General features: G+C 35.8%; 22 protein-coding genes. 11 read left to right on the top strand and 11 right to left on the bottom strand.

Features of this window, described 5'->3' with window-relative positions:
* Positions 1 to 5 precede the first annotated feature (5 nt).
* Both DKT72_RS17330 and DKT72_RS17325 read right to left on the bottom strand, forming a co-directional pair.
* Positions 6 to 452, bottom strand: coding sequence for a DUF4870 domain-containing protein (locus DKT72_RS17330; RefSeq protein WP_111310012.1), 447 nt, complete (start codon positions 450 to 452; stop codon positions 6 to 8).
* Between the two features lie 21 nt (positions 453 to 473).
* Positions 474 to 755: a hypothetical protein gene (locus DKT72_RS17325; RefSeq protein ID WP_162623361.1), complete on the bottom strand. Its 282-nt coding sequence runs from the start codon at positions 753 to 755 to the stop codon at positions 474 to 476.
* A gap of 322 nt (positions 756 to 1077) precedes the next feature.
* On the opposite strand from DKT72_RS17325, the gene DKT72_RS17320 reads away from it, so the two are divergent.
* From DKT72_RS17320 to DKT72_RS17310, 3 genes are all read left to right on the top strand, one after another.
* On the top strand, positions 1078 to 1533 hold the full coding sequence (locus tag DKT72_RS17320) for a DUF4442 domain-containing protein (RefSeq protein WP_111310010.1): 456 nt from the start codon (positions 1078 to 1080) through the stop codon (positions 1531 to 1533).
* Between the two features lie 144 nt (positions 1534 to 1677).
* The gene (locus tag DKT72_RS17315) at positions 1678 to 2478 is read left to right on the top strand and encodes a TIGR00266 family protein (RefSeq protein WP_111310009.1); all 801 of its coding nucleotides are present in this window, start codon (positions 1678 to 1680) and stop codon (positions 2476 to 2478) included.
* 153 nt (positions 2479 to 2631) lie between these two features.
* On the top strand, positions 2632 to 2829 hold the full coding sequence (locus DKT72_RS17310; protein ID WP_111310008.1) for a hypothetical protein: 198 nt from the start codon (positions 2632 to 2634) through the stop codon (positions 2827 to 2829).
* Between the two features lie 295 nt (positions 2830 to 3124).
* On the opposite strand, the gene DKT72_RS17305 is transcribed toward DKT72_RS17310, so the two are convergent.
* A complete protein-coding gene (locus DKT72_RS17305) occupies positions 3125 to 4066 on the bottom strand; it encodes a LysR substrate-binding domain-containing protein (protein WP_111310007.1) in 942 nt (313 codons plus the stop codon).
* Positions 4067 to 4171: 105 nt separating this feature from the next.
* Here DKT72_RS17305 and DKT72_RS17300 point away from each other — a divergent pair, with 105 nt between their 5' ends.
* Positions 4172 to 4651 carry a Dps family protein gene (locus DKT72_RS17300; RefSeq protein WP_111310006.1) on the top strand — a complete coding sequence of 160 codons (480 nt, stop codon included), beginning with the start codon at positions 4172 to 4174 and terminating at the stop codon, positions 4649 to 4651.
* Between the two features lie 49 nt (positions 4652 to 4700).
* On the opposite strand, the gene DKT72_RS17295 is transcribed toward DKT72_RS17300, so the two are convergent.
* The 6 genes from DKT72_RS17295 to DKT72_RS17270 form a co-directional block, all read right to left on the bottom strand.
* Positions 4701 to 5123 carry a DUF2141 domain-containing protein gene (locus tag DKT72_RS17295; RefSeq protein ID WP_111310005.1) on the bottom strand — a complete coding sequence of 141 codons (423 nt, stop codon included), beginning with the start codon at positions 5121 to 5123 and terminating at the stop codon, positions 4701 to 4703.
* A gap of 142 nt (positions 5124 to 5265) precedes the next feature.
* A complete protein-coding gene (locus DKT72_RS17290) occupies positions 5266 to 6597 on the bottom strand; it encodes a DUF58 domain-containing protein (RefSeq protein ID WP_220628150.1) in 1332 nt (443 codons plus the stop codon).
* A gap of 107 nt (positions 6598 to 6704) precedes the next feature.
* The gene (locus DKT72_RS17285) at positions 6705 to 7772 is read right to left on the bottom strand and encodes an AAA family ATPase (RefSeq protein ID WP_111310004.1); all 1068 of its coding nucleotides are present in this window, start codon (positions 7770 to 7772) and stop codon (positions 6705 to 6707) included.
* A 2-nt stretch (positions 7773 to 7774) separates the two neighbouring features.
* The gene (locus DKT72_RS17280; RefSeq protein WP_111310003.1) at positions 7775 to 8977 is read right to left on the bottom strand and encodes a DUF4350 domain-containing protein; all 1203 of its coding nucleotides are present in this window, start codon (positions 8975 to 8977) and stop codon (positions 7775 to 7777) included.
* The gene (locus DKT72_RS17275; RefSeq protein ID WP_162623360.1) at positions 8977 to 9699 is read right to left on the bottom strand and encodes a hypothetical protein; all 723 of its coding nucleotides are present in this window, start codon (positions 9697 to 9699) and stop codon (positions 8977 to 8979) included. The genes DKT72_RS17280 and DKT72_RS17275 overlap by 1 nt, the downstream gene beginning before the upstream one ends.
* Positions 9696 to 10685 (bottom strand): stage II sporulation protein M, encoded by a 990-nt coding sequence (locus DKT72_RS17270; protein WP_111310001.1) that lies wholly within the window; start codon positions 10683 to 10685, stop codon positions 9696 to 9698. Before DKT72_RS17270 ends, DKT72_RS17275 begins: the two co-directional genes overlap by 4 nt.
* Positions 10686 to 10842: 157 nt before the next feature.
* On the opposite strand from DKT72_RS17270, the gene DKT72_RS17265 reads away from it, so the two are divergent.
* Entirely contained in the window at positions 10843 to 11562 is a 720-nt protein-coding gene (locus tag DKT72_RS17265) for an RDD family protein (RefSeq protein ID WP_111310000.1), read from the top strand.
* An 84-nt stretch (positions 11563 to 11646) separates the two neighbouring features.
* Positions 11647 to 12258 carry a trimeric intracellular cation channel family protein gene (locus DKT72_RS17260; RefSeq protein ID WP_111309999.1) on the top strand — a complete coding sequence of 204 codons (612 nt, stop codon included), beginning with the start codon at positions 11647 to 11649 and terminating at the stop codon, positions 12256 to 12258.
* A gap of 37 nt (positions 12259 to 12295) precedes the next feature.
* Here the strand turns inward: DKT72_RS17260 and DKT72_RS17255 are convergent, their stop codons facing one another.
* Positions 12296 to 13003, bottom strand: a complete 708-nt coding sequence (locus DKT72_RS17255; protein WP_111309998.1) for a peptidylprolyl isomerase — start codon at positions 13001 to 13003, stop codon at positions 12296 to 12298.
* A 5-nt stretch (positions 13004 to 13008) separates the two neighbouring features.
* Between DKT72_RS17255 and DKT72_RS17250 the strand changes: the two genes are divergently transcribed.
* The 5 genes from DKT72_RS17250 to DKT72_RS17230 all read left to right on the top strand — a co-directional run bounded on the left by DKT72_RS17250 (position 13009) and on the right by DKT72_RS17230 (position 19913).
* Positions 13009 to 13650, top strand: coding sequence for an NUDIX hydrolase (locus DKT72_RS17250; RefSeq protein WP_111309997.1), 642 nt, complete (start codon positions 13009 to 13011; stop codon positions 13648 to 13650).
* Positions 13651 to 13699: 49 nt separating this feature from the next.
* The gene (locus DKT72_RS17245) at positions 13700 to 14497 is read left to right on the top strand and encodes a lysophospholipid acyltransferase family protein (protein WP_111309996.1); all 798 of its coding nucleotides are present in this window, start codon (positions 13700 to 13702) and stop codon (positions 14495 to 14497) included.
* A gap of 146 nt (positions 14498 to 14643) precedes the next feature.
* Positions 14644 to 16290: a SulP family inorganic anion transporter gene (locus tag DKT72_RS17240; protein WP_111309995.1), complete on the top strand. Its 1647-nt coding sequence runs from the start codon at positions 14644 to 14646 to the stop codon at positions 16288 to 16290.
* Between the two features lie 163 nt (positions 16291 to 16453).
* Positions 16454 to 16969, top strand: coding sequence for a hypothetical protein (locus DKT72_RS17235; protein ID WP_111309994.1), 516 nt, complete (start codon positions 16454 to 16456; stop codon positions 16967 to 16969).
* A 313-nt stretch (positions 16970 to 17282) separates the two neighbouring features.
* Positions 17283 to 19913, top strand: a complete 2631-nt coding sequence (locus tag DKT72_RS17230; RefSeq protein WP_111309993.1) for an MGH1-like glycoside hydrolase domain-containing protein — start codon at positions 17283 to 17285, stop codon at positions 19911 to 19913.
* A gap of 135 nt (positions 19914 to 20048) precedes the next feature.
* Here the strand turns inward: DKT72_RS17230 and DKT72_RS17225 are convergent, their stop codons facing one another.
* The gene (locus DKT72_RS17225) at positions 20049 to 20819 is read right to left on the bottom strand and encodes a hypothetical protein (RefSeq protein WP_162623359.1); all 771 of its coding nucleotides are present in this window, start codon (positions 20817 to 20819) and stop codon (positions 20049 to 20051) included.
* Positions 20820 to 21059: the final 240 nt, after the last annotated feature.

Raw genomic sequence — 21059 nt, 5'->3', positions numbered from 1 at the left:
ATTGATTATTTGATGAAATTTATTGTTAAAGGATATTGAAAATATTCGCCATCTCTTGCTTTTAAACTAGCCCTGACTATTAATACAAGTTCTATGATAAAACCGACTACAGCTATAACCCCTAAGCCACCACCTATGTATAAAAGGGGAGAAGGTCTATCTATACTAATATGAAAATTATTGAAACCATTAAAATCTATAAAATCCAACCCATGGAATATTTTGAAAATAAAAAAGGGAACGGATATAGTTCCTAAAATAATAGTATAAAGTAAAACACTTAATTGGAAATTAATAGCTTGCTTTCCATGGGCATCTACAAACTCAGATTTTTCTTTGTTTGCTATCCAAAGAATTATAGGTGCTATAAAATTACCTAATGGAAAAATAAACCTACTAAATGTAGATAAGTGAATGAAAGTAGCGATGTTTTTTTGATGGGTATCTAGCATGATTTTTTTGATTGATGTGATTTATTCAAACATTTTAAAGGATTCCGATTCGGTGGTTTTTCCAACAATAAAATTCGTTTCGTTAATAAATAATAACTCTCCTGTATTTATTTTTGTCATGTCACCTCTAAGTTTAGAAACAAGTTCTCCAATTTGATTAGCTAATGCTTGTTTTTTTTCTGAACTGAAATTATGGAATCGAGAATCTGTTAATGATATGATTATGTCGTCTTTTCTTAACATTTTTATGTCTATACTTTTAATGTTATAGGTTTCTTTAATTTCATTTGATAGTTTATTCATATAGATGATTTCATCTTGGACTTTAGAGCAGTTTGATAGAGAAATCATCATTAGTATTATAAAAGCAAGACGGTATTTTTTCATAAGTTTAAAAAGTATATAATAGTTTCTTATGCAAATATATGTCTTAAAGAAGGTATTATGTTACGCATAGTAGTTTTATTTAACATAATATTAACATTTGTTAATGCGTTATATTTTCATAGGGACTTTTTTGAGTTTCAAGGATAATATGTTGTTACCTCATTTTATTGGGGTTTTTTGAAAAAAAACTTGGTTTTGCAGGCGATTTCATAACTTAGTAAAAATTTAATGATTCAAGATGAAAATCACAGCAAGTAAGCTAAATACTTTTACCATGTTCAAACTGCCGTCGGCATATTTGTGTGGTGTTCGGACTAAATACATAGATAGTGAAACATGTGTGGTCACTGTTAAGCATCGATGGATTAATCAAAACCCGTTTAAATCTATGTTTTGGGCTGTACAAGGTATGGCGGCAGAATTTTCGACAGGTGCTTTAATGATGACAAAAATTAAAGAATCAGGGACATCCATATCTATGCTGGTTGTTAAAAATGAAGCTAGTTTTACTAAAAAAGCAACGGGATTAATCCGATTTGTTTGCAAAGATGGTTACAAAATTGATGATGCTATTAAAAAAGCCATTGAGACAGGCGATGGGCAACTTATCAGTTTAAAATCAATTGGAACCAATGAAGAAGGTATTGAAGTGTCTAATTTTGTTTTTGAATGGAGCATCAAAGTGAAACGTTAGACCATTAGAATATTGGGTTTTTAGTCAGTCTATTGTTCTTGAATGATTTTTCTATTTTTTCATCAACCATCAACCACTAATAAAAAACTGTAACAAATATTTAAATCAGCATACAAATATAAATAAACAATAAATCCTTGAAAAATGACAGCACACGAAATTGACTATGTAATCTACGGTGAAGAAATGCAATATGTAGAAATAGAACTCGATCCTCAAGAAGGTGTTATAGCCGAAGCGGGCAGTTTTATGATGATGGACGATGGTATTAAAATGGAAACCATTTTTGGTGATGGATCTGAAAACAATAAAGGGTTTTTAGGTTCTATTTTAGGAGCGGGAAAGCGTATCCTTACAGGTGAAAGTTTGTTTATGACGGCTTTTTACAATGACTTAGTTGGCAAAAGAAAAGTGTCATTTGCATCGCCTTATCCTGGAAAAATTATTCCCATTGATTTAGCCGAATTTAGAGGTAAATTTATTTGTCAGAAAGATGCCTTTTTATGTGCGGCCAAAGGAGTCAGTGTCGGTATTGAGTTTTCAAAACGCTTAGGTAGAGGCTTGTTTGGTGGTGAAGGTTTTATCATGCAAAAACTGGAAGGTGATGGTAAGGCATTTGTTCATGCGGGTGGGACTATGGCTAAAAAAGTATTACAGCGAGGTGAAACGTTACGCGTCGATACGGGGTGTATTGTAGGGTTTACTCAAGATATAGATTATGATATTGAGTTTATTGGAGGGATTAAAAACACCATTTTTGGAGGAGAAGGCTTGTTTTTTGCCAAACTTCAGGGCCCAGGTACGGTGTATATTCAATCATTGCCATTTAGTAGATTAGCAGGAAGAGTCTTGGCATCTGCACCCCAAGGTGGTGGTAAACAAAAAGGAGAAGGCAGTATTCTTGGTGGTTTAGGTAATATGCTAGATGGTGATAACCGTTTTTAAATATGAATGAATACTTTCCAATTTTAACTATTAATTTTAAGTTAAATCAAAAAATGTATTCAAATTTTTAGTAAATTTAGGGACGGAATTTTAAATTTACAGCATATAAAACAAATCTACTTTTTATTGTAAACCTAAAACCAACGAATAACCATGGCAAGAGCAATGCTTGAGTACACCAAAACGGTGCTTAACAAAGTTAGTTTTGATGCGACACTGTTCTGTAAAGAAGTTCAAAAAGCAGTACAACGATTATTACCTTATGAGATTGAGGAACTTAAGGAATTTGTTCTAACCTTGATAAGACAAAATCCAGAATTAGATAAATGTTTAATTTATTTAAAGGCATAAAAAAGGCGACCATTTGGTCGCCTTTTTTATTTTCTTAATATTTAACAATGGTTATTTTTGGTTGAATTATATATTTGAAAAGAAAAATCAGCTAAAAAAGTTTATTGACATAGTATTTCTTTTATTTTTTTCATCAAGATACTTATCCATTATTCACGTTAAATTATGTTTTATAAAATAAAATAATCGTCATTGAGAAGTTAGGAAGAAGCCATCTCATGATATTTGTTTCTAAATAGAACAAACAAAGAACAGATGACTTCACGGCGTTCGTAATGACGATGCATTCTGCTATTTATTTTGAAGGTAATGGACTTATAATTTTGACATTTTGAAATGCTATAGCACCTCTAATAATTCCAGATATAACGGTTTGCATAGCTTCAATAATTTGAATTTTCAATTCACTTTTATGATAGATGATGCTCACCTCCCTTGCCGGAGTTGGTTCATTAAAATAATGTAAATTCTTTTTTGCTTTGTCATTCAAATCCAACGTATGTAAGTAGGGTAGAAGCGTCATACCCATACCTTCATCGGCTAACTTTATAAGGGTTTCTATACTGCCACTTTCCAATTGAAATGCTTCGTCTGTTTGACTTTTAAACACTTTACAAAGATTGATAACCCCATCTCTAAAGCAATGACCATCTTCCAGCAAAAGCATGTCGTCAATTTCTAAATCGGATGTTTCTAATTTTTGTTTGCTTTTTAGTCGGTGGTTTTCAGGAATATAACCTACAAACGGTTCGTAGTATAATACGCGTTCTTTAATAAAATCGGTTTCTAAAGGCGTGGCAGCAATGGCAGCATCTAAATGGCCTTCTTTTATTCTATTTATTATTTCTTCGGTAGTTAGCTCCTCGATTTTTAATTTAATCTTTGGATACTTTTTTATGAAGGATTTCAAAAACATAGGAAGTAGGGTAGGCATCACTGTTGGTATAATTCCCAGCTTGAATTCGCCACCAATAAATCCTTTTTGCTGGTCTACAATATCCTGTATTCTATAGGATTCGTTGACTATGTTTTTTGCTTGAATCACGATTTTTCTACCAACATCAGTCAATTCAATAGGTTTCTTGCTTCTATCAAAAATTTGAATATTTAATTCATCTTCCAATTTTTGAATTTGCATACTTAAAGTGGGCTGTGTTACAAAACACTTTTCAGCCGCTTTTGTGAAGTTTTGGTTTTCTGCAACTGCTAAAACATAATATAATTGTGTAATCGTCATCGTGTATCAATTTAGACTATAAAAATATAAAAACTATCAATAAAATTTATAGTAATAACCCATAATTATAAGTTAAATTTGTAATAACAATAAAAACAAACAGTTATGACACTAAACAGCATAGGTTTAGATACCTTAAAAACTAAAGATTTAGCAAAAGATTTAAATAATTTGTTAGCAAATTTTCAAATATATTATCAAAATTTAAGAGGTATTCATTGGAATATTAAAGGGAAGCGTTTTTTTGACCTGCATATTAAGTTTGAAGAGTTATACACCGATGCTAATATGAAGGTAGATTTAATTGCAGAGCGTATTTTAACCCTAGGAGAGACCCCTTTTCACACCTTTAAAGATTATATTGAAAATGCCAAAGTACCAGTTGGAAAAAATATATCGCAAGATGAAAAAGCCGTGACTTTAATTATAGATTCCTTATCTGAATTATTAAAAATTGAACGTGCTATTTTAAATAAATCTGATGAGGCTCATGATGAAGGTACGAATTCGATGATGAGTGATTTTATAACGGAACAAGAAAAAACGGTTTGGATGATGAAAGCTTGGTTAAATGAAACCGTATAAATAGAGTTTATTCATAGCAGAAAAGCGACCCATGGGTCGCTTTTTTATTTTAGAATATGATAGTCATGTCTATATCTTCATGGGTTACATCAAATTTAGCAGAATCAAATTCTGGTGGGCCAAAACTCATGGAGTTGTTAGACGCACCATAAGATTCTTTGGGCATGCCATTTGCTTCATAATCCATAGTGTTGTTACCGTTAGCATCATGTAATGCCAGTATGGCATAGGTTCCTGGCGTAACATTTGTGAAAGTAGCAGTGATTTTTCCATCAACTATGTTGCTTTTAATGGTTTGGATGCCTTTGCCTTTCATGAAGGTATCTTTAGTATGTAATGACAGTAATACATTTCCATTGTTATTGCTTATTTTGTTAATTGTCACCGTTATGCTTTGCCCATTTTTTATTTCTTGAGCGTTGATAAAGTTTAGAGATAATGCTAGTGCGATAATGGATAGGATGGTTTTCATGATATTTGATTTTATTTGTTGTTATATTTCAAATATCTGGCTGAAAAAGATGCTATAATAATTTGGTTTACCGAACTGTAAGTTTTTAATGATGACCTGTTGATTTTAGCAAAAAAACATGAAATACGAATTTAAAACATTGTTATAATAACCCCCGTGCTTTTATTTCTAAATACTTATTAATGGTATCTATGGTTAGATTTTCTGGAGTTGTTAAAATGGAGTAGATGCCATATTTTCTTAATTCGTTAACGATGAGCCGTTTTTCGAAGGCGAATTTTTCAGCAATAACCTTGTCGTATACGTGCTGGATGGTTTGGGCTTTTTCATTAATGATACTGTCAAGTTCTGTATTTTTAAAGAAAATGACCACTAATAAATGACTTTTTGCTATGGCTTTTAAGTACGGTAATTGTCTTTCTAAACCATCTAAGGTTTCAAAATTTGTATAAAGTAATAGTAAGCTTCTGTGGTTAATGTTGCTTTTTATACTCGTGTATAAGCGGCTAAAATCACTTTCAAAAAAATCAGTTTTTATGTTGTAAAAGGCTTCTAAAATAAGTCGCATTTGAGAGTTACGTCTGTCTGCAACAACCATGTTTTCCACCTTTTTAGAAAAAGAAAACAAACCAGCCTTATCATGCTTTTTTAAAGCAATACTGCTAATCACTAAAGAAGCATTTATAGCATAATCCAACAGGCTTAAGCTATCAAAAGGCATTTTCATAATACGCCCTTTGTCTATAATGGAATATATGGGTTGCGATTTTTCATCTTGGAATTGGTTCACCATTAATTGGTTTTTCTTAGCGGTGGCTTTCCAATTAATAGTTCGCAAATCATCTCCTAAAACATAATCTTTTATTTGTTCAAATTCCATAGTATGTCCTAGGCGTCTCACTTTTTTTAAACCATAATCTAAAGAGTTTTGATTAATATTTAAAAGTTCAAACTTCTTTAATTGTTTAAAGCTGGGGTAGGTTGGTACCATGGCGCCATGATTAAAAGTGAACCGTTTTGCTACTAAGTTTATAATGGATGATGCATATATGTTCAGGTTCCCAAAATAATATTCACCCCGTTTTGTTGGCCTTAATAGATATTGAATTGATTTCGATTTTCTAGATGAAATAGTTTCTTTAAGTTTAAAATCACGAACCTGAAATTGCTCGGGAATTTCATCTATAATCTCTAAATAAACTAAAATAGAATAGTTGTTATGGATGTTTAATTGAATGCTGTTTTCATCACCATTCGAAAACTTATCGGGTAACAGTCTAGTGGCTTCTATTTTGTTCTTGCCTATAAAAATAATTAGAAAATCAACAACGAATAATAGCGCTAATATGACTATAAAAAGTTGAGCCATATTAAATAAAATGGGAATAAAATAACTTAATACAAACAACACGACAATGCCAATGCCAGCATAGAAAAAGCGAGGTTGTATGTAGAATGGTTTAAGGAATTTCAATATTAAAAGTTAAAAGTTAAAAGTTAAAAGTTAAAAGTTATTCTAAATAAACGACTACACGACTAAACAAATCAACACCCAGAACCCAACACCCAAACCCCATCAAACTATCTAGGTATCTCCACTGTTTCAATGATTTGTGCAATGATTTGTTTACTGGTAACACCTTCCATTTCTCGTTCGGGCGTTACAATAACACGGTGGTGTAATACCGGAATGGCAGCTCTTTTTATATCTTCTGGCGTTACAAAGTCACGACCCGACATGGCTGCAAAGGCTTTGCTGGCTTTTAAAATAGCGATGGAGGCTCTAGGTGAGGCGCCTAAATATAAAAAAGGGTTGTTTCTTGTGGCAATTATTAGTTCGGCAATATATTTTAGCAAATGCGCTTCCACTAGAATTTGTGTCACTACATTTTGATAATTAGCTATTTGAGAGGCCGTTAAAAAGGATGAGATTTCATTAATTTTTACTTTTTCTTTTAATTGATGCTCTCTGGAAATAATTTCAACTTCTTCATCTAAATTGGGGTAATCGACATCAATTTTGAATAGAAAGCGGTCTAATTGAGCTTCTGGTAAGCGATAGGTGCCTTCTTGTTCTATCGGGTTTTGAGTGGCTAAAACCATAAAGGGAGTGTCTAGTGCGAATTTATTGCCATCAATGGTAATTTGCTGTTCTTCCATAACTTCAAATAAAGCAGCTTGCGTTTTTGCAGGGGCTCTATTAATTTCATCAATAAGTACCATATTGGAGAAAATAGGCCCTTTTTTAAACTCAAATTCCGAAGTTTTTAAATTAAAAATAGAAGTTCCTAAAATATCACTGGGCATTAGATCCGGGGTGAATTGAATGCGACTAAAATCGACACTCAACGATTTGGCAATAAGCTTAGCCGTTATGGTTTTTGCAACTCCAGGCACACCTTCTATAAGGGCGTGGCCTTTCGCCAAAAGCGATGCAATCAGCATGTCTATCATGTCTTTTTGACCAACAATAACCTTTCCAATCTCCTCTTTTATCTTGTTGACACTTTGTTGTAATTCAGATAAATCCAATCTGTTTTCAAATTTTAATTCCGAATCCGTGTTTTCAGCAATAATTTTATCAGAATCTGCTATTTCAGGTTTAGACAATAATAAATCTTGCTCTTGTGGGTCTTTATTTTCTTCCATAATTAATTTGAATAAAACGCTTCTATATGTTTATTGAGTGTAAGAAGATTGCCTTCAAAAAACTCTTGTCTTGATTTTAACCAATTTATATAATCTATAAGTTTCTTGACCTCTTCTTTTTTCTTTCCTGTTTTAGAGGCCAATTTTGTTATAAACTCATCGTTTAAAACAGAAGTGTCTAAATTATAATCGGTTCTAATTTTTTCTAAAAAGTAAGTTATTTTTTTGTGTATTAGGTTTTTGTGGTCTTGAATATCAAAATATAAATTAGAAACGGTTTTTACAAAGGCTACAGTGGTATTTTGCAAAGGTTTAATGATTTTAATGATGCGTTGCCTACGTTTGGCGTTAAAAACCACAAATAAAACAGTAAAAATCAAAGCCGTGTACCAAGCCCATTTAAACGATAGTTGCTTTAAAAACCACGATAGATTAGATGTCTTTTCAGCATTGCTATAAGCAGATTGTATTTTTGTGTACGAGTCAAAATACACATCACTTTCTGGTAAATAAGATATCAGGGCTTCTGTATATTTATATCGGTTATCTTTTAAAATATTATAATTCGTAAAGGCTTTAGGTTCTAAATGCAAATAAATATGCCCTTTGCCAAAAGGGACTTCAATAAAATTGATGCGTGTTTCATCTGTTTTAACATAGCCTAAGATATGATAGTTAATAGAGTCAAATCTTGAAAAATAATTAACGCCTTCATTTTTATCAATCATGGCATTTGATAAGCTTTTGTTTTCAAAGGATACATAAGAAATACTGTCTTTTTTATTGGAAGCATAATTAACATCGATGTGTAACGTGTCATGGATTTTTTGACTGAAATAATAGTCCGATATAAAAAGCGTATTGCCTTCATCAACAAAATGCAATAATTCATCTACAGAGGCATCCTCCAAATAATCAGAATTACCAATGATGAGAAAGCTTCCTTTTGCCACATGATCTCCATAGCCATTTTCAGAATTGGCTTTTAAATAACTTTCCGGGGTATAATATACCGTTCTAACTTTATGCTTTTTAAACAAACTTGGCAATTCCTTATAAAACACACTTAAGCCATAAGGTTTGTTGCTTTTTTCGTTAAAAGATTCTTCCCAATCGACTGTTTTCGTGTTTTTTATGCCAATAGCAACGGCTGCCGTAATTACCAAGGCAATAATAACGAGAAGTATGGGTACTATTTTCTTCATTATTTTACCTGATTGATTAAGGTTGTAAAATTATGTTTCGCTTTCCTGTATTGTGCAGTGTCTAAAGGAAATTCGCCATACCAAATATAATTGTACAAATAGGAGGTGTAAGCAAAGTCTTTTCCATAGGATTTATCATGGGTTTCATTCAAATATTCGGCATTGGTTTTATCATCTTCAAACTTGATATGGTTTTTTAAGGTCAATGTTTTTAAAACCAGTAGGTAGTAGTATCTAATGGCAAGCCTGTAATCCTCATTGTCTTCAGCACGATTTATTAGGGCGTTAATGTCGGCATTTTCAATATTCTCGGAAGTAATTTCAGTAGACCCCTCAATGTTTTTATGTCCTTTAGAAGAAAATAATCCACTACCACCTTCATTCAATAAAATATAAACCAAATACAGAACAGCTATAAAAATGGCTATGTAAAATATCCAGCTAAACGAGCCTAAATTAATGCTGAAACCTTCATGGTTATTTGATTCTTTAATAGTAGGATCTCCATTTTTGTATTTTTCATACTTTCCAGAGCCAGTAGGCGTATTGCTTACGACCTTTTTACCTTCATAATCATATTTTTTTCCAGAATACTGTTCTTTAAAATTCGGATTGAAAGTCCTGTTTTGTTGAGGTTTTTGTTGGATAGAGGCCAAGCTAACGGAGCTACTTAAAACAGTCCATAAAATCAAGATGACGATATGTAATCTTTTGTTCTTCAAATATGTGAAAGGCTTAAATGAATCCTCCTGTTTGTTTTTTTGTAGACTTTAAACGGATATATTAAATAATAAAAACTGATGGCACTAAGGGTGATAAGTATAATGCCAACAGATAGCCAATTGGGCATGATATTGGAATAGCGGGTAATGAAACCCTCTAAAAACCCAGCAGACAATGTAAATGGAAATGTGCTTATCAATATTTTAATCCCTGTTTTGGCACCGTGTTTAAAAGAGGTAAATCTGGAATGTGTACCAGGGAACAAAATACTGGCTCCCAATAATAAGCCTGCAGCAGCTTCTATAACAATAGCAAAGATTTCCATAGAACCATGAATCCAGATGCCTCGGACACTTTCCCAAAAGACGTTTTTTTCATAAAAAAAGTATTGAAAGGAACCCAGCATGATACAATTTTGAAATAAAATATAGATCGTCCCCACACCACCAAAAACCCCCAATATAAAAGACATGACCCCCACTTTTAAATTGTTGACGGTTATACCAATAAAACTGCCCCAATTACTACCACTTTTATAAACCGCTACAGGGTCTCCATTTTCAATGTTTGTGAGGGTTTGATTCACATAATTGTCACCCAAAATGGAACGCACAAATTCACCATCGTTTGCCGCAGAAATGACCCCAATGAAGGTAAATGCAAAAAAAATGATAAAAGCAACATATATAAATCTTCGGTATTGGTAACAAATCAAAGGGATTTCGGTTTTCCAAAAGGCAAGAATTCTATTGGTATCTTCGCGCTTGGTTTTATATATTTTTTGGAAAGCTTTTGCCGCTAACTGATTTAAATAATCAATAACTTTACTTTTTGGGTAGTAGGTTTGTGCATATGCTAAATCGTTTATTACATGAATGTATTGAGACGCCAATTCATCGGGGTCTTTAAAATCATTATTGAAAATGGCGTTTTCAAAACTTAGCCATTTTTCCTTATTTTGCTTGATGAATGCAACTTCCCTCATATATTTCTTCTGTAAAAAACTAAATTTTGTGTTGAAAAAAACAAGATTTAGTTTTCCTTCAGTAATCAACTACGTTAATCCTTGTGATTTTTTTATTTGATTTTAGTGAATTTTCAAATGAAAAAATTCATGTATTTTTGATAAATTAAAATATAAAATGTCAGAGTTACAAATTAACACGACCCAAAATGTAAAAATTAAGTTCAATGCCGCTGGTGCAGGAGAACGCTTATTGGCATTTATCATTGATATGACTATTAAAATTGGCTATTTGCTCATTGTGGGGAATGTCTTTGATGCTTTTGAAAACATGGACGAATGGTCTCAAATTGGTCTCAATACGCTGCTCAGTTTGCCCGTTATGTTTTATACCTTGGTGTTAGAATCTTTTTTACAAGGTCAAACACTTGGAAAGCGAGCTCTTAAAATTAAGGTGGTTAAGATTGATGGCTACCAAGCCTCTTTTTCAGATTATGTAGTGCGATGGTTTTTTAGAATTGTTGATGTGTACGTTCTGGGATTGGGCTTTTTTGTCATGCTATTCAATAATAAAACGCAACGATTGGGCGATATGGCTGCGGGAACGGCCGTTATAGGCTTGAAAGACCATGTGACCATCAACCACACTATTTTGGAACATTTGAAAGCCGATTACGTACCAACCTATCCAAATGTCATTAAACTATCTGATAACGATGCCCGGATTATTAAAGAAACATTCACATCGGCAAGAGCAGCCAAAGATTATCAAACACTCATAAAATTACGTACCAAACTTATGGAAGTCATTGGTATCAAGGACATAAAGCAAAAAACGGATATGGAATTTATTGACGTCATTTTAAAGGATTATAATTATTATACGCAAGATATGTAGTGCGTTATCCATTTTGTTTTCTAACATCGAGAGATTCACTTGACCTAACCCAAATCAAATAATTTTAATACTTACAAACCATAGATGTTTTATATAATAGATATTTTAGGACTCATAGCCTTTTCCATTTCAGGAGTATTGGTCGCCATAAACAAAAAAATGGATTTATTCGGCATCCTAATCATTGCCTTTGTAACCTCGGTAGGGGGAGGCACCCTTCGCGATCTACTGATTGGAAGTACCCCCGTTTTTTGGATGAAAGACGGTGTGTTTACTTATGTTATTACCTTATCGTCAATTTTAGCTATCATTTTTAGAAGCAAGATAAATTATCTCAGAACGTCGTTGTTTCTGTTTGATACCATTGGTATTGGCTTATATACACTCGTTGGTGTGGAAAAAGGCATACATGCCAATTTACACCCCGTGATATGTATTGCATTAGGAACTATGACAGCATCATTTGGTGGAGTTATTCGAGATATATTATGTAATGAAATTCCAGTTATTTTTAGAAAAGAAATTTATGCCACAGCCTGTATCGTTGGAGGTATTGTTTATTTTTTATTAAGGGAATTCCCTATAGATAATAATATTGTTTTTATCATATCTGTATTAACAATCATCTCTATTAGGTTAATCGCCGTAAAATTTAAAATCGGCTTACCTTCTATTTATGGACCTGATACTAATTGAGCCAAACCTTATAATTTTAAAAACGGTCAGTGCCCTTTTACTCAATGATTTCTACTTTCCTGATGTAGATGTTTTTTAGTGGCCAATCTGAACTATCCGTATCTACAGCTGCAATTTTATCAAGTACCTCCATACCTTTGGTCACTTCTCCAAAAATGGTGTATTCACCATCTAAAAAATCAGCACCTCCTTTTTGCAGTACGATAAAAAACTCGTAAGGCGATGCCAGTTTGTAAGGATTGTCAATATCGCTACTAGGCATGGAGATAACCCCTCTATGGTGTGTATAGCCCTTTTTAGTATCGGTAGGGAGTAAGTACTTTCCAATTTCAAAGCGTTTTTGCGCTATTTTTTCATCGTCACTATTACCAGCCTGTACGATATAATTTTTAATCACACGGTAAAACTGTGTGCCATCAAAATAATGACGTTTTGTTAAATAGATAAAATTGGAACGATGGTATTTGGTGTCATTATAAAGCAGGATGTCAACATCTCCAAAATCAGTGAAGATTCTAACTTTATTTTCCTTGTTTTTTTTATCGTATTCAGCAAAAAAAGGAATCGCATTTTTATCATCTAAAACAGGAAACTCCCCTTTTGCGTCTTGTACCGTATCCTTAGGCACTATTTTTACTAGGCTGTCTTTAGTTTCCATCACATTCGTGTTTGTTTTCTTTTTCGATTGTTTATCTTCACAATTCAGAACTAATACAGAAATACATAAGAACAAGATAATGCGCATAGAGAATGGATTTTAATGACTTTTTAAGATTATCTTCAAAAATAAAAAATATAAAGCTACCAGCCGAGGCCTCTCAACTTAAAATGGTGCCAGCATTTCGTGAGGAATTAATAAAGCGTCAAGGAGATGCTATCAAAACAGCTAAAAAAGCAGGTGTTTTAGCCTTGTTTTACCCCGATGGAAACCATCAAACAAAATTCGTTTTAATCCTTCGAAAAACCTATGAAGGCGTGCATTCTGCCCAAATCGGATTTCCTGGCGGCAAGTTAGAACCCCAAGATATGTCTTTAAAACAGGCGGCACTTAGGGAAACCTTTGAAGAAGTGGGTGTCTCCATACATACCATTGACGTTTTAAAAGAATTGACACCCGTTTACATCCCACCTAGTAATTTTTATGTGCATGCTTTTATAGGATTCACACCAACGACACCCCTTTTTAAGCTTCAGGAAGCCGAAGTAGAGGCGCTTATAGAGGTAGGTTTACAACATTTTTTAGATGATAAGGTCGTCATGACGAAACGTGTTAATGCCTCCTATGGTGTTGATATTGAAGTGCCCGTCTTTCAATTGAACGGCCATATTGTTTGGGGAGCCACCGCCATGATTTTAAGTGAGATAAAAGACTTGTTAAAAGAACTAATCTAAATTTAATAGATTTATTACATTTGTAACCTCTAACTAAGAAGCATGATGCATGGGATTGTTTAAGCGAAATCCATTCGGACATATACTTATTGTGAAAAAATGGCTCATACGCATTTTGGGTGCGATGACCCACAGACGCTTTCGCGGATTTAATGAATTACAAATTGAAGGCTCTGAAGTCATTAAAAACTTACCAGATACCAACGTTCTATTTATCTCCAATCACCAAACCTATTTTGCCGATGTAGTGGCCATGTTTCATGTATTTAACGCCAGTTTAAGCGGTCGTACAGATTCTATAAAAAACGTGGGCTATTTATGGAATCCGAAGTTAAATATCTATTATGTAGCCGCTAAAGAAACCATGAAGGCGGGTTTGCTACCCAAAATTCTAGCCTATGTAGGCTCCATTAGTATTGAGCGTACATGGCGTGCTGAAGGTAAAGACGTCAACCGACAAGTTAAAATGAGCGACATCTCTAATATAGCCAAAGCGTTGGACGATGGTTGGGTCATCACCTTTCCGCAAGGGACTACCACACCATTCAAGCCTATCAGAAAAGGAACGGCCTTCATTATTAAAAATTACAAACCTATAGTAGTTCCTATTGTTATTGATGGTTTTAGACGCTCGTTCGATAAAAAAGGCCTGCGTATTAAAAAGAAAAACATTCTACAATCCATCGAAATTAAGGAACCGTTGGTGATTGATTATGAAAATGAAACGACGGACGATATTGTAAAAAGAATAGAATACGCCATCGAACAGCATCCATCCTTTTTAAAAGTGATTTCCCAAGAAGAAGTAGAAGCACAGGAAGCGTTGAATAAACTTCGTGAGTGGTAGAAACATCTTGCTATTGCTGGAAAAATAAACCGTAATCATTTTCTTTTTTTGATTCATATGGCGTGAAAATATACTAACTTCGTGATGCGTTGATATTGGGATTTAAAAATCTGCATATCATTAATATTTAAGTTGTTTATTCTGCAATGAAAAAAGAATTTATCCCCAAATTATTTTCCCTTATAAAAGAAGGTATTTCTAAAGAAACCATTTCCAAAGATATCCTGTCTGGTGTCATCGTGGGTATCGTAGCTCTGCCGCTTGCGATTGCTTTTGCCATTGCATCTGGGGTGTCTCCAGAAAAAGGAATCATTACAGCCATCGTTGCTGGTATCACCATTTCGGCATTTGGTGGGAGCCGTGTGCAAATAGGAGGCCCCACAGGGGCATTTATTGTGATTGTGTACGGCATTGTTCAGGAATTTGGAATAAACGGATTGACCATCGCCACCTTTATGGCAGGCTTTATCATCATCGGTTTGGGCTTGGCGCGCTTGGGTAACTTGCTGAAATTTATACCCTATTCCCTGATTGTGGGCTTTACCAGTGGGATTGCTTTAATTATTCTGTCCTCGCAAATCAATGACTTTTTTGGCTTGCATATAGCCAAAGTTCCTGCTGATTTTTTAGATAAATGGAAGGTCTATTTTGAGAATATTGATAAGGTGAATGGCTATGCCATAGCCATTGCGGGCGGAACGGTACTCATTACCTTATATTTTCAAAAGCTTATTAAAAAAATACCGGGTTCCATCATTGCTATCGTATTATCAACCATAGTCGTAAAGATGTTTAATTTGCCTGTAGATACCATAGAAAGTAATTTTGGCAACATTCCCAATAATTTTAGTATGCCATCCTTACCCCATGTGGATTTCGCGACTATAAAATCACTTATCGCTCCAGCGTTTGCCATTGCCTTATTGGGGAGTATAGAATCCCTGCTTTCGGCAGTGGTATCCGATTCCATGATTGGTGGCAAACACCGTTCCAACATCGAATTAATAGCGCAAGGGGCTGCCAACATCTTCTCATCCTTGTTTGGTGGTATTCCCGCCACAGGAGCTATTGCCAGAACGGCTACCAATGTTAAAAATGGGGGTAGAACGCCTATTGCAGGTATTACTCATGCCCTGGTTTTATTGTCTATCATGCTTTTGTTTGCGCCTTATGCCAAGTTGATACCCCTGTCCTGTCTGGCAGGTATTTTAATGGTCGTGGCATATCACATGAGCGAATGGCGGCAATTCAGGTCTATTTTAAAAGGCAATAGAATGGACATCATTATTTTATTGACCACTTTTTTTCTAACCGTTATTTTCGATTTAATCATCGCTATTGAAATAGGCATTGTGCTTTCCAGCTTTATGTTTATGAAGCGTATGAGCGAATCTGTGGTTGTTGAAAACATCACAACAGACCATGTAAATGGCGAGCATTTGTTTGATGAAGAACTATTGGATATCCCCAAAGAGGTGCTTTTATATGAAATAAACGGGCCTTTATTTTTTGGAGCAGCCCGCCAATTCCAGGAAACCATCACTAACACCCATTTACAGCCCAAAGTGATCATTATCAGGATGCGTTATGTGCCATTAATAGATGCCACAGGCTATCAAAGTTTAAAGGAAATCATTAGCTCTTACCAATTAAGACAAGTCAAGGTTATTTTGTCCGGTATCCGCGAACCCTTGAAAAGCGACTTCGAAAAAAATGGTGTGTATGCGGTTTTGGACAGGCAATATATAGTAGCCGATATTGACGAGGCCATTAAAATCGCCAAAGCATACTAACCCGTAACTATTTGAAAAACCCTTTGCATAGGTATCACTTGAATACCTTATTTTTAACCCTGATAAATAGGTGCTTTAAACTAAACCAAAACCAATTTATGGAGTCTAAGCCTTATAACTTCTTTGGCATCAACTAAATAACAACCACCAAAAACCACATACCATGAAAGTAAAAAAATCGAATATTTACATGAGATTGATTCATCGCTATTTAGGATTTTTCCTAGCAGGAATCATGGCCATCTATGCCATTAGCGGTATCATTCTAATTTTTAGAAATACCGATTTTTTAAAACAAGAAACAGCCATGGAGCGTCCCCTGCCTCCTGATACCGATATTCACAAAATAGGACAGGAATTAAGAATGCCCTTTTTAAAAGTGGAGAAAGAAGACGGCGATATGGTATATTTTAGCAACGATGTGACTTTCAATAAAACAACAGGGATTGCGGCTTTTAAAATTAAAAAGCTTCCCTTAGTATTAGATAAGTTAACAACCCTCCATAAAGCAAACACCAAGCAACCCTTGTTTTTTCTAAACGTGTTCTTTGGTGTCTCACTTTTGTTTTTTGTTATCTCCTCTTTCTGGATGTTTATGCCAGACACAAAGATTTTCAAAAAGGGACTTTTATTTACACTAGGAGGGATTGTTGTGGCCCTCATCTTAATTTTTGTTTAAAACGAGCCATAAGCTCTTAAATGATAATGACAAAAGGCACTTTATTTAAAGTGCCTGTTTTTATGTGCTTAAAGGTTTAGAAGTACGACTTCATCAAATTATGCGACATTTTTTTACGAGATATTAAAAGAAATTTAGCAAAAAAAGTAATTAAGCAATAGTTTTTATAGCTTGGCTTACTTGTTTAAAAAAATCCTATTTTTATTAAAAACCTACGAAATCGGAGCTTGTCCATTCAGTATGTATCTGTGAAAACGGATGGCTTTTTAGCGATGGTTTTTTATTAAGGAGTTCAAATTTATTTATACAACATATGATTCAGAAAGGGCGTGAGGCAGAACGATTAGCCGTTCCAGACAATTATAAACATTGGAAAAAATGGGGGCCTTATTTAGCAGAGAGACAATGGGGCACTGTTCGCGAAGATTATAGCATCCATGGTGAGTCATGGGAATTTATAGACCACGAAAAAGCACGAAGCAATGCCTATAGGTGGGGCGAAGAGGGCATAGCTGGTTTTTGCGATTCCCGAGAAATATTATGTTTGGCACCGGCTTTTTGGAATGGTAAAGATGCCATTTTAAAAGAACGCTTGTTCGGTTTGACCAACAATCAAGGGAATCATGGGGAGGATGTGAAGGAACTCTATTTTCATCAGGTATCGTCGCCCACGCATTCCTATTGCAAGTACCTCTATAAATATCCGCATAACGAATTTCCCTATGGGAATTTAGTACATGGCAACCAACGAGGCCGCGATCAGTTTGAATATGAATTATTGGACACGGGCGTCTTTAAAAACAACGCTTATTTTGATTGTTATATTGAATACGCCAAAGCCGATGTGGATGATATTTTAATGAAAGTAACGGTGGTAAACCGAGGCACAAAGGCAGCCGATATTCACGTATTACCACACCTGTGGTTTCGTAATTTCTGGAAACATAACAAAAAGCACACACGTCCCAATATGAAAGCCGTTTCAGAGACGAGTGTGCTATCCCGAAGCACCAGAAATGGCCGGTATTATTTGTATCATGAAGCAGGCAAGCAGCTATTCTGTGAGAACGAGACCAATAATATGCGTATTTACAATTATGAAAACGAAGTCGATTACGTTAAAGATGGCATCAACGACCATGTGATTCATAAAAAACCGACCGTAAATCCAGAAAAGAACGGCTCCAAATTCGCCGTATGGCATCAATTTAAATTAAAGCCGGGCGAGGAGAGAACCGTAAGCATGCGCCTTAGTAAAAATAAGCTAGAAGATCCTTGGGCAGATTTTGATGCCATTTTTCATGAGCGCATTAGCGAATGCGAAGCTTTTTATAGCGAAACCATCAAAAACACGATTCCAGAAACCCATCAGGCCATTGCGAAAAGTGCCTTTTCTGGCTTGTTATGGACCAAGCAGTTTTATTATAACGATGTCTTTAAATGGCTGTTTGGCGGACCCGGCGAACCCGCACCCAACCGTGCCAATATGCGTAATTACAATTGGCAACACCTTACCAATAGGCACGTGATTTCCATGCCCGATAAGTGGGAATATCCCTGGTATGCCGCCTGGGATTTGGCCTTTCACATGGCATCCTTTGTAGAAATAGACCCTTATTTTGCCAAAGAACAACTGTTATTGGTGCTACAAGAAAGTTATATGCACCCTAACGGACAAATTCCTGCCTACGAGTGGAATTTTAGCGACGTCAATCCGCCCGTACATTCCTATGCGGTATGGACGGTTTACGATAAGGATAAAACCTATACAGGCATCCCCGATACGGCGTTTTTAGAAAAAGCCTTCCAAAAGCTCCTGATTAATTTTACATGGTGGGTCAACCAAAAAGATAAAAGTGGTACCGACCTGTTTGAAGGTGGCTTTTTGGGATTGGATAATATAGGGGTGTTCGATAGAAACCACATGCCCGAAGGCATTAAGCGCATGCAACAGGCCGATGCCACCAGTTGGATGGCGATGTTTACGTTGAATATGCTTCGCATGTCCTTAGAACTCTCTAAAACCAATAAAATTTACGAAGAATCCGCAGCCAAGTTTTTTAGGCATTTCCTAAACATTGCCTGGGCGATGCACCATATTGGTAAAAAAGATATTTCCCTTTGGGACGATGAGGACAATTTCTATTACGATGTGGTAGAAATGGCGAATGGCACGACCAACAGAATGCGGGTGCGCTCCTTAGTCGGCGTCATTCCTATGTTTGCTGTGGAAATCATCCATAAAGATTTATTCGAGGAATTAAAGGAGTTTAGAATCCGCGCCAACGAAATTATAAGAACCCGCCCAGATTTGGCGTCCTTAATTTCCAATCTCGACGATGCCAATGCCGAAGGCAACTACCTGTTTTCCATCATGCGTGGCTTTAGGTTGGAACATTTGCTCAAACGGTTGTTGGACGAAGACGAGTTTCTGTCAGATTACGGCATCCGTTCCCTCTCCAAGTACCACGAAAAGTACCCCTTTGTATTCCATCATCATGGAGACCATCAAATTCAGTACGAACCCGGAGAGAGCCGTTCCAATATGTTTGGTGGCAATTCCAATTGGCGTGGCCCCATTTGGTTGCCTATTAACTATATGATTATACAGTCCCTACGCAAGTATTACACCTTTTATGGCGATAAATATTTATATGAATTCCCAACCGGTTCGGGCAACAAACTCAATTTAAAGCAAATAGCCGACGAGCTTACCAAACGCTTGGTAAAACTGTTTGAAGCCAATGCTGAAGGGAAATTTCAATACCATTCAGACGACCCTGACCACATGTTTACAAGCAATGAGCACTTTAAAGACCTGCATCTGTTTTATGAGTTTTTTGATGGCGACAACGGGAAAGGCTTGGGCGCCTCGCACCAAACGGGGTGGACAGCCCTTATTGCTAATTTAATCATGGACATGGAAGCCAGTGAGTCGTCATAGGGAACACCGTGAAGCCCTATGATGTGACCGTCATGGCTTCTCCCCATAGCTATCGGGAGAAGCCATCTGTCTAATGGTAGTTGCGCATCCTAAGATGGCTTCGTGCCTCGCCATGCCAGGTATCTTGCTTCATCGTTACGCTCCCCGCAATGAGGCATAAAGATATGAAGAGCAGCCTCGTAAACCAGCAGCCACGTTCGCCTGTTCAAACTTAAAAGTTACTGTGCTAATCACCAGCAACCAGCCGTCTTCAGCAGGAAGGTCAAAGCTCCACAGCGATGCCGGGGCGGTTTTAAAAGGCTGTAATGTTAGCTCATGGCTGCTTATGGGTGTTAAATCGATATCTGGCACATTGGGGTTTACTAGAAACGCATGGACATTTATATTTGCAGATAGTGCCCCTTTGGGCGGTTTCAGGTTCTCACCTAGGGTTAGGGCAGGTACGTGGCATGTCACCGTAGGGGTAGCAGTGTCTGCAAACTCCAAATAAAAGTGGCAGGTCTTAGCCCAAGGCAAAAGGGTATTGAACTCAAACCCTTCCATGGCCTGTGGCATGTTTAGTGTCAAGGGAGCAGGAGTGGGCGTGGCACTCCTATTTGGGTTTAGAGCCTTGGCCATACAGGCACGGTGCCTGGCGGCATAATAAGGGTCCGTTATCAAGGGATAAGCCTGAGCAAGGGCAAACCGGAACTTTTTATCCTGTTGGCTCACCCAGCCAAAGGTACTGGCGGCCGCCTTGGTACTAGCGGTCTGTTTTACTTTTGCCGGTTTGCTACGCGCATAGGTATAAGGGCCCTTGTTTACAAATACCACGTTACCTATCGCACCACTCAGGGTGCCGTCATTTATGGGTCTAGCCATCGTACAAAATTTTATTAAGGTTGGCAGATGGTTTTTAAACAGCATTTACCTGTCTGTTAGTGCAAACCTTAGGTTATATTCGATAAAAATACATAAAAAAAGCATATAAAATCCATAACAAGTCCATATTCAATATGGACTTGCTATGGACTTGTTATGGACTTGTTATGGACTTGATACCTAAAAAGCACTATTATTCTCCTTTTAAAAATGCTTGATGACCCGTCCTAAAATAACTATACAGGTTATTAAATAAATCCTGATATAATTATACAATTCTTTTTC

Origin of the sequence: Confluentibacter sediminis (genome assembly GCF_003258355.1) — a bacterium.
GTDB classification, from domain to species: Bacteria; Bacteroidota; Bacteroidia; order Flavobacteriales; family Flavobacteriaceae; genus Confluentibacter; species Confluentibacter sediminis.
The sequence above is the reverse complement of the archived record's forward strand: the minus strand, read 5'-3'. Positions and strand labels throughout refer to the sequence as shown.

Coding starts and splice junctions, on each gene's coding strand:
- DKT72_RS17330 (WP_111310012.1), bottom strand. CDS start 452: ATGCTAGATACCCATCAAAAAAACATCGCTACTTTCATTCACTTATCT.
- DKT72_RS17325 (WP_162623361.1), bottom strand. CDS start 755: ATGAATAAACTATCAAATGAAATTAAAGAAACCTATAACATTAAAAGT.
- DKT72_RS17320 (WP_111310010.1), top strand. CDS start 1,078: ATGAAAATCACAGCAAGTAAGCTAAATACTTTTACCATGTTCAAACTG.
- DKT72_RS17315 (WP_111310009.1), top strand. CDS start 1,678: ATGACAGCACACGAAATTGACTATGTAATCTACGGTGAAGAAATGCAA.
- DKT72_RS17310 (WP_111310008.1), top strand. CDS start 2,632: ATGGCAAGAGCAATGCTTGAGTACACCAAAACGGTGCTTAACAAAGTT.
- DKT72_RS17305 (WP_111310007.1), bottom strand. CDS start 4,066: ATGACGATTACACAATTATATTATGTTTTAGCAGTTGCAGAAAACCAA.
- DKT72_RS17300 (WP_111310006.1), top strand. CDS start 4,172: ATGACACTAAACAGCATAGGTTTAGATACCTTAAAAACTAAAGATTTA.
- DKT72_RS17295 (WP_111310005.1), bottom strand. CDS start 5,123: ATGAAAACCATCCTATCCATTATCGCACTAGCATTATCTCTAAACTTT.
- DKT72_RS17285 (WP_111310004.1), bottom strand. CDS start 7,772: ATGGAAGAAAATAAAGACCCACAAGAGCAAGATTTATTATTGTCTAAA.
- DKT72_RS17280 (WP_111310003.1), bottom strand. CDS start 8,977: ATGAAGAAAATAGTACCCATACTTCTCGTTATTATTGCCTTGGTAATT.
- DKT72_RS17270 (WP_111310001.1), bottom strand. CDS start 10,685: ATGAGGGAAGTTGCATTCATCAAGCAAAATAAGGAAAAATGGCTAAGT.
- DKT72_RS17265 (WP_111310000.1), top strand. CDS start 10,843: ATGTCAGAGTTACAAATTAACACGACCCAAAATGTAAAAATTAAGTTC.
- DKT72_RS17260 (WP_111309999.1), top strand. CDS start 11,647: ATGTTTTATATAATAGATATTTTAGGACTCATAGCCTTTTCCATTTCA.
- DKT72_RS17255 (WP_111309998.1), bottom strand. CDS start 13,003: ATGCGCATTATCTTGTTCTTATGTATTTCTGTATTAGTTCTGAATTGT.
- DKT72_RS17250 (WP_111309997.1), top strand. CDS start 13,009: ATGGATTTTAATGACTTTTTAAGATTATCTTCAAAAATAAAAAATATA.
- DKT72_RS17245 (WP_111309996.1), top strand. CDS start 13,700: ATGGGATTGTTTAAGCGAAATCCATTCGGACATATACTTATTGTGAAA.
- DKT72_RS17240 (WP_111309995.1), top strand. CDS start 14,644: ATGAAAAAAGAATTTATCCCCAAATTATTTTCCCTTATAAAAGAAGGT.
- DKT72_RS17235 (WP_111309994.1), top strand. CDS start 16,454: ATGAAAGTAAAAAAATCGAATATTTACATGAGATTGATTCATCGCTAT.
- DKT72_RS17230 (WP_111309993.1), top strand. CDS start 17,283: ATGATTCAGAAAGGGCGTGAGGCAGAACGATTAGCCGTTCCAGACAAT.
- DKT72_RS17225 (WP_162623359.1), bottom strand. CDS start 20,819: ATGCTGTTTAAAAACCATCTGCCAACCTTAATAAAATTTTGTACGATG.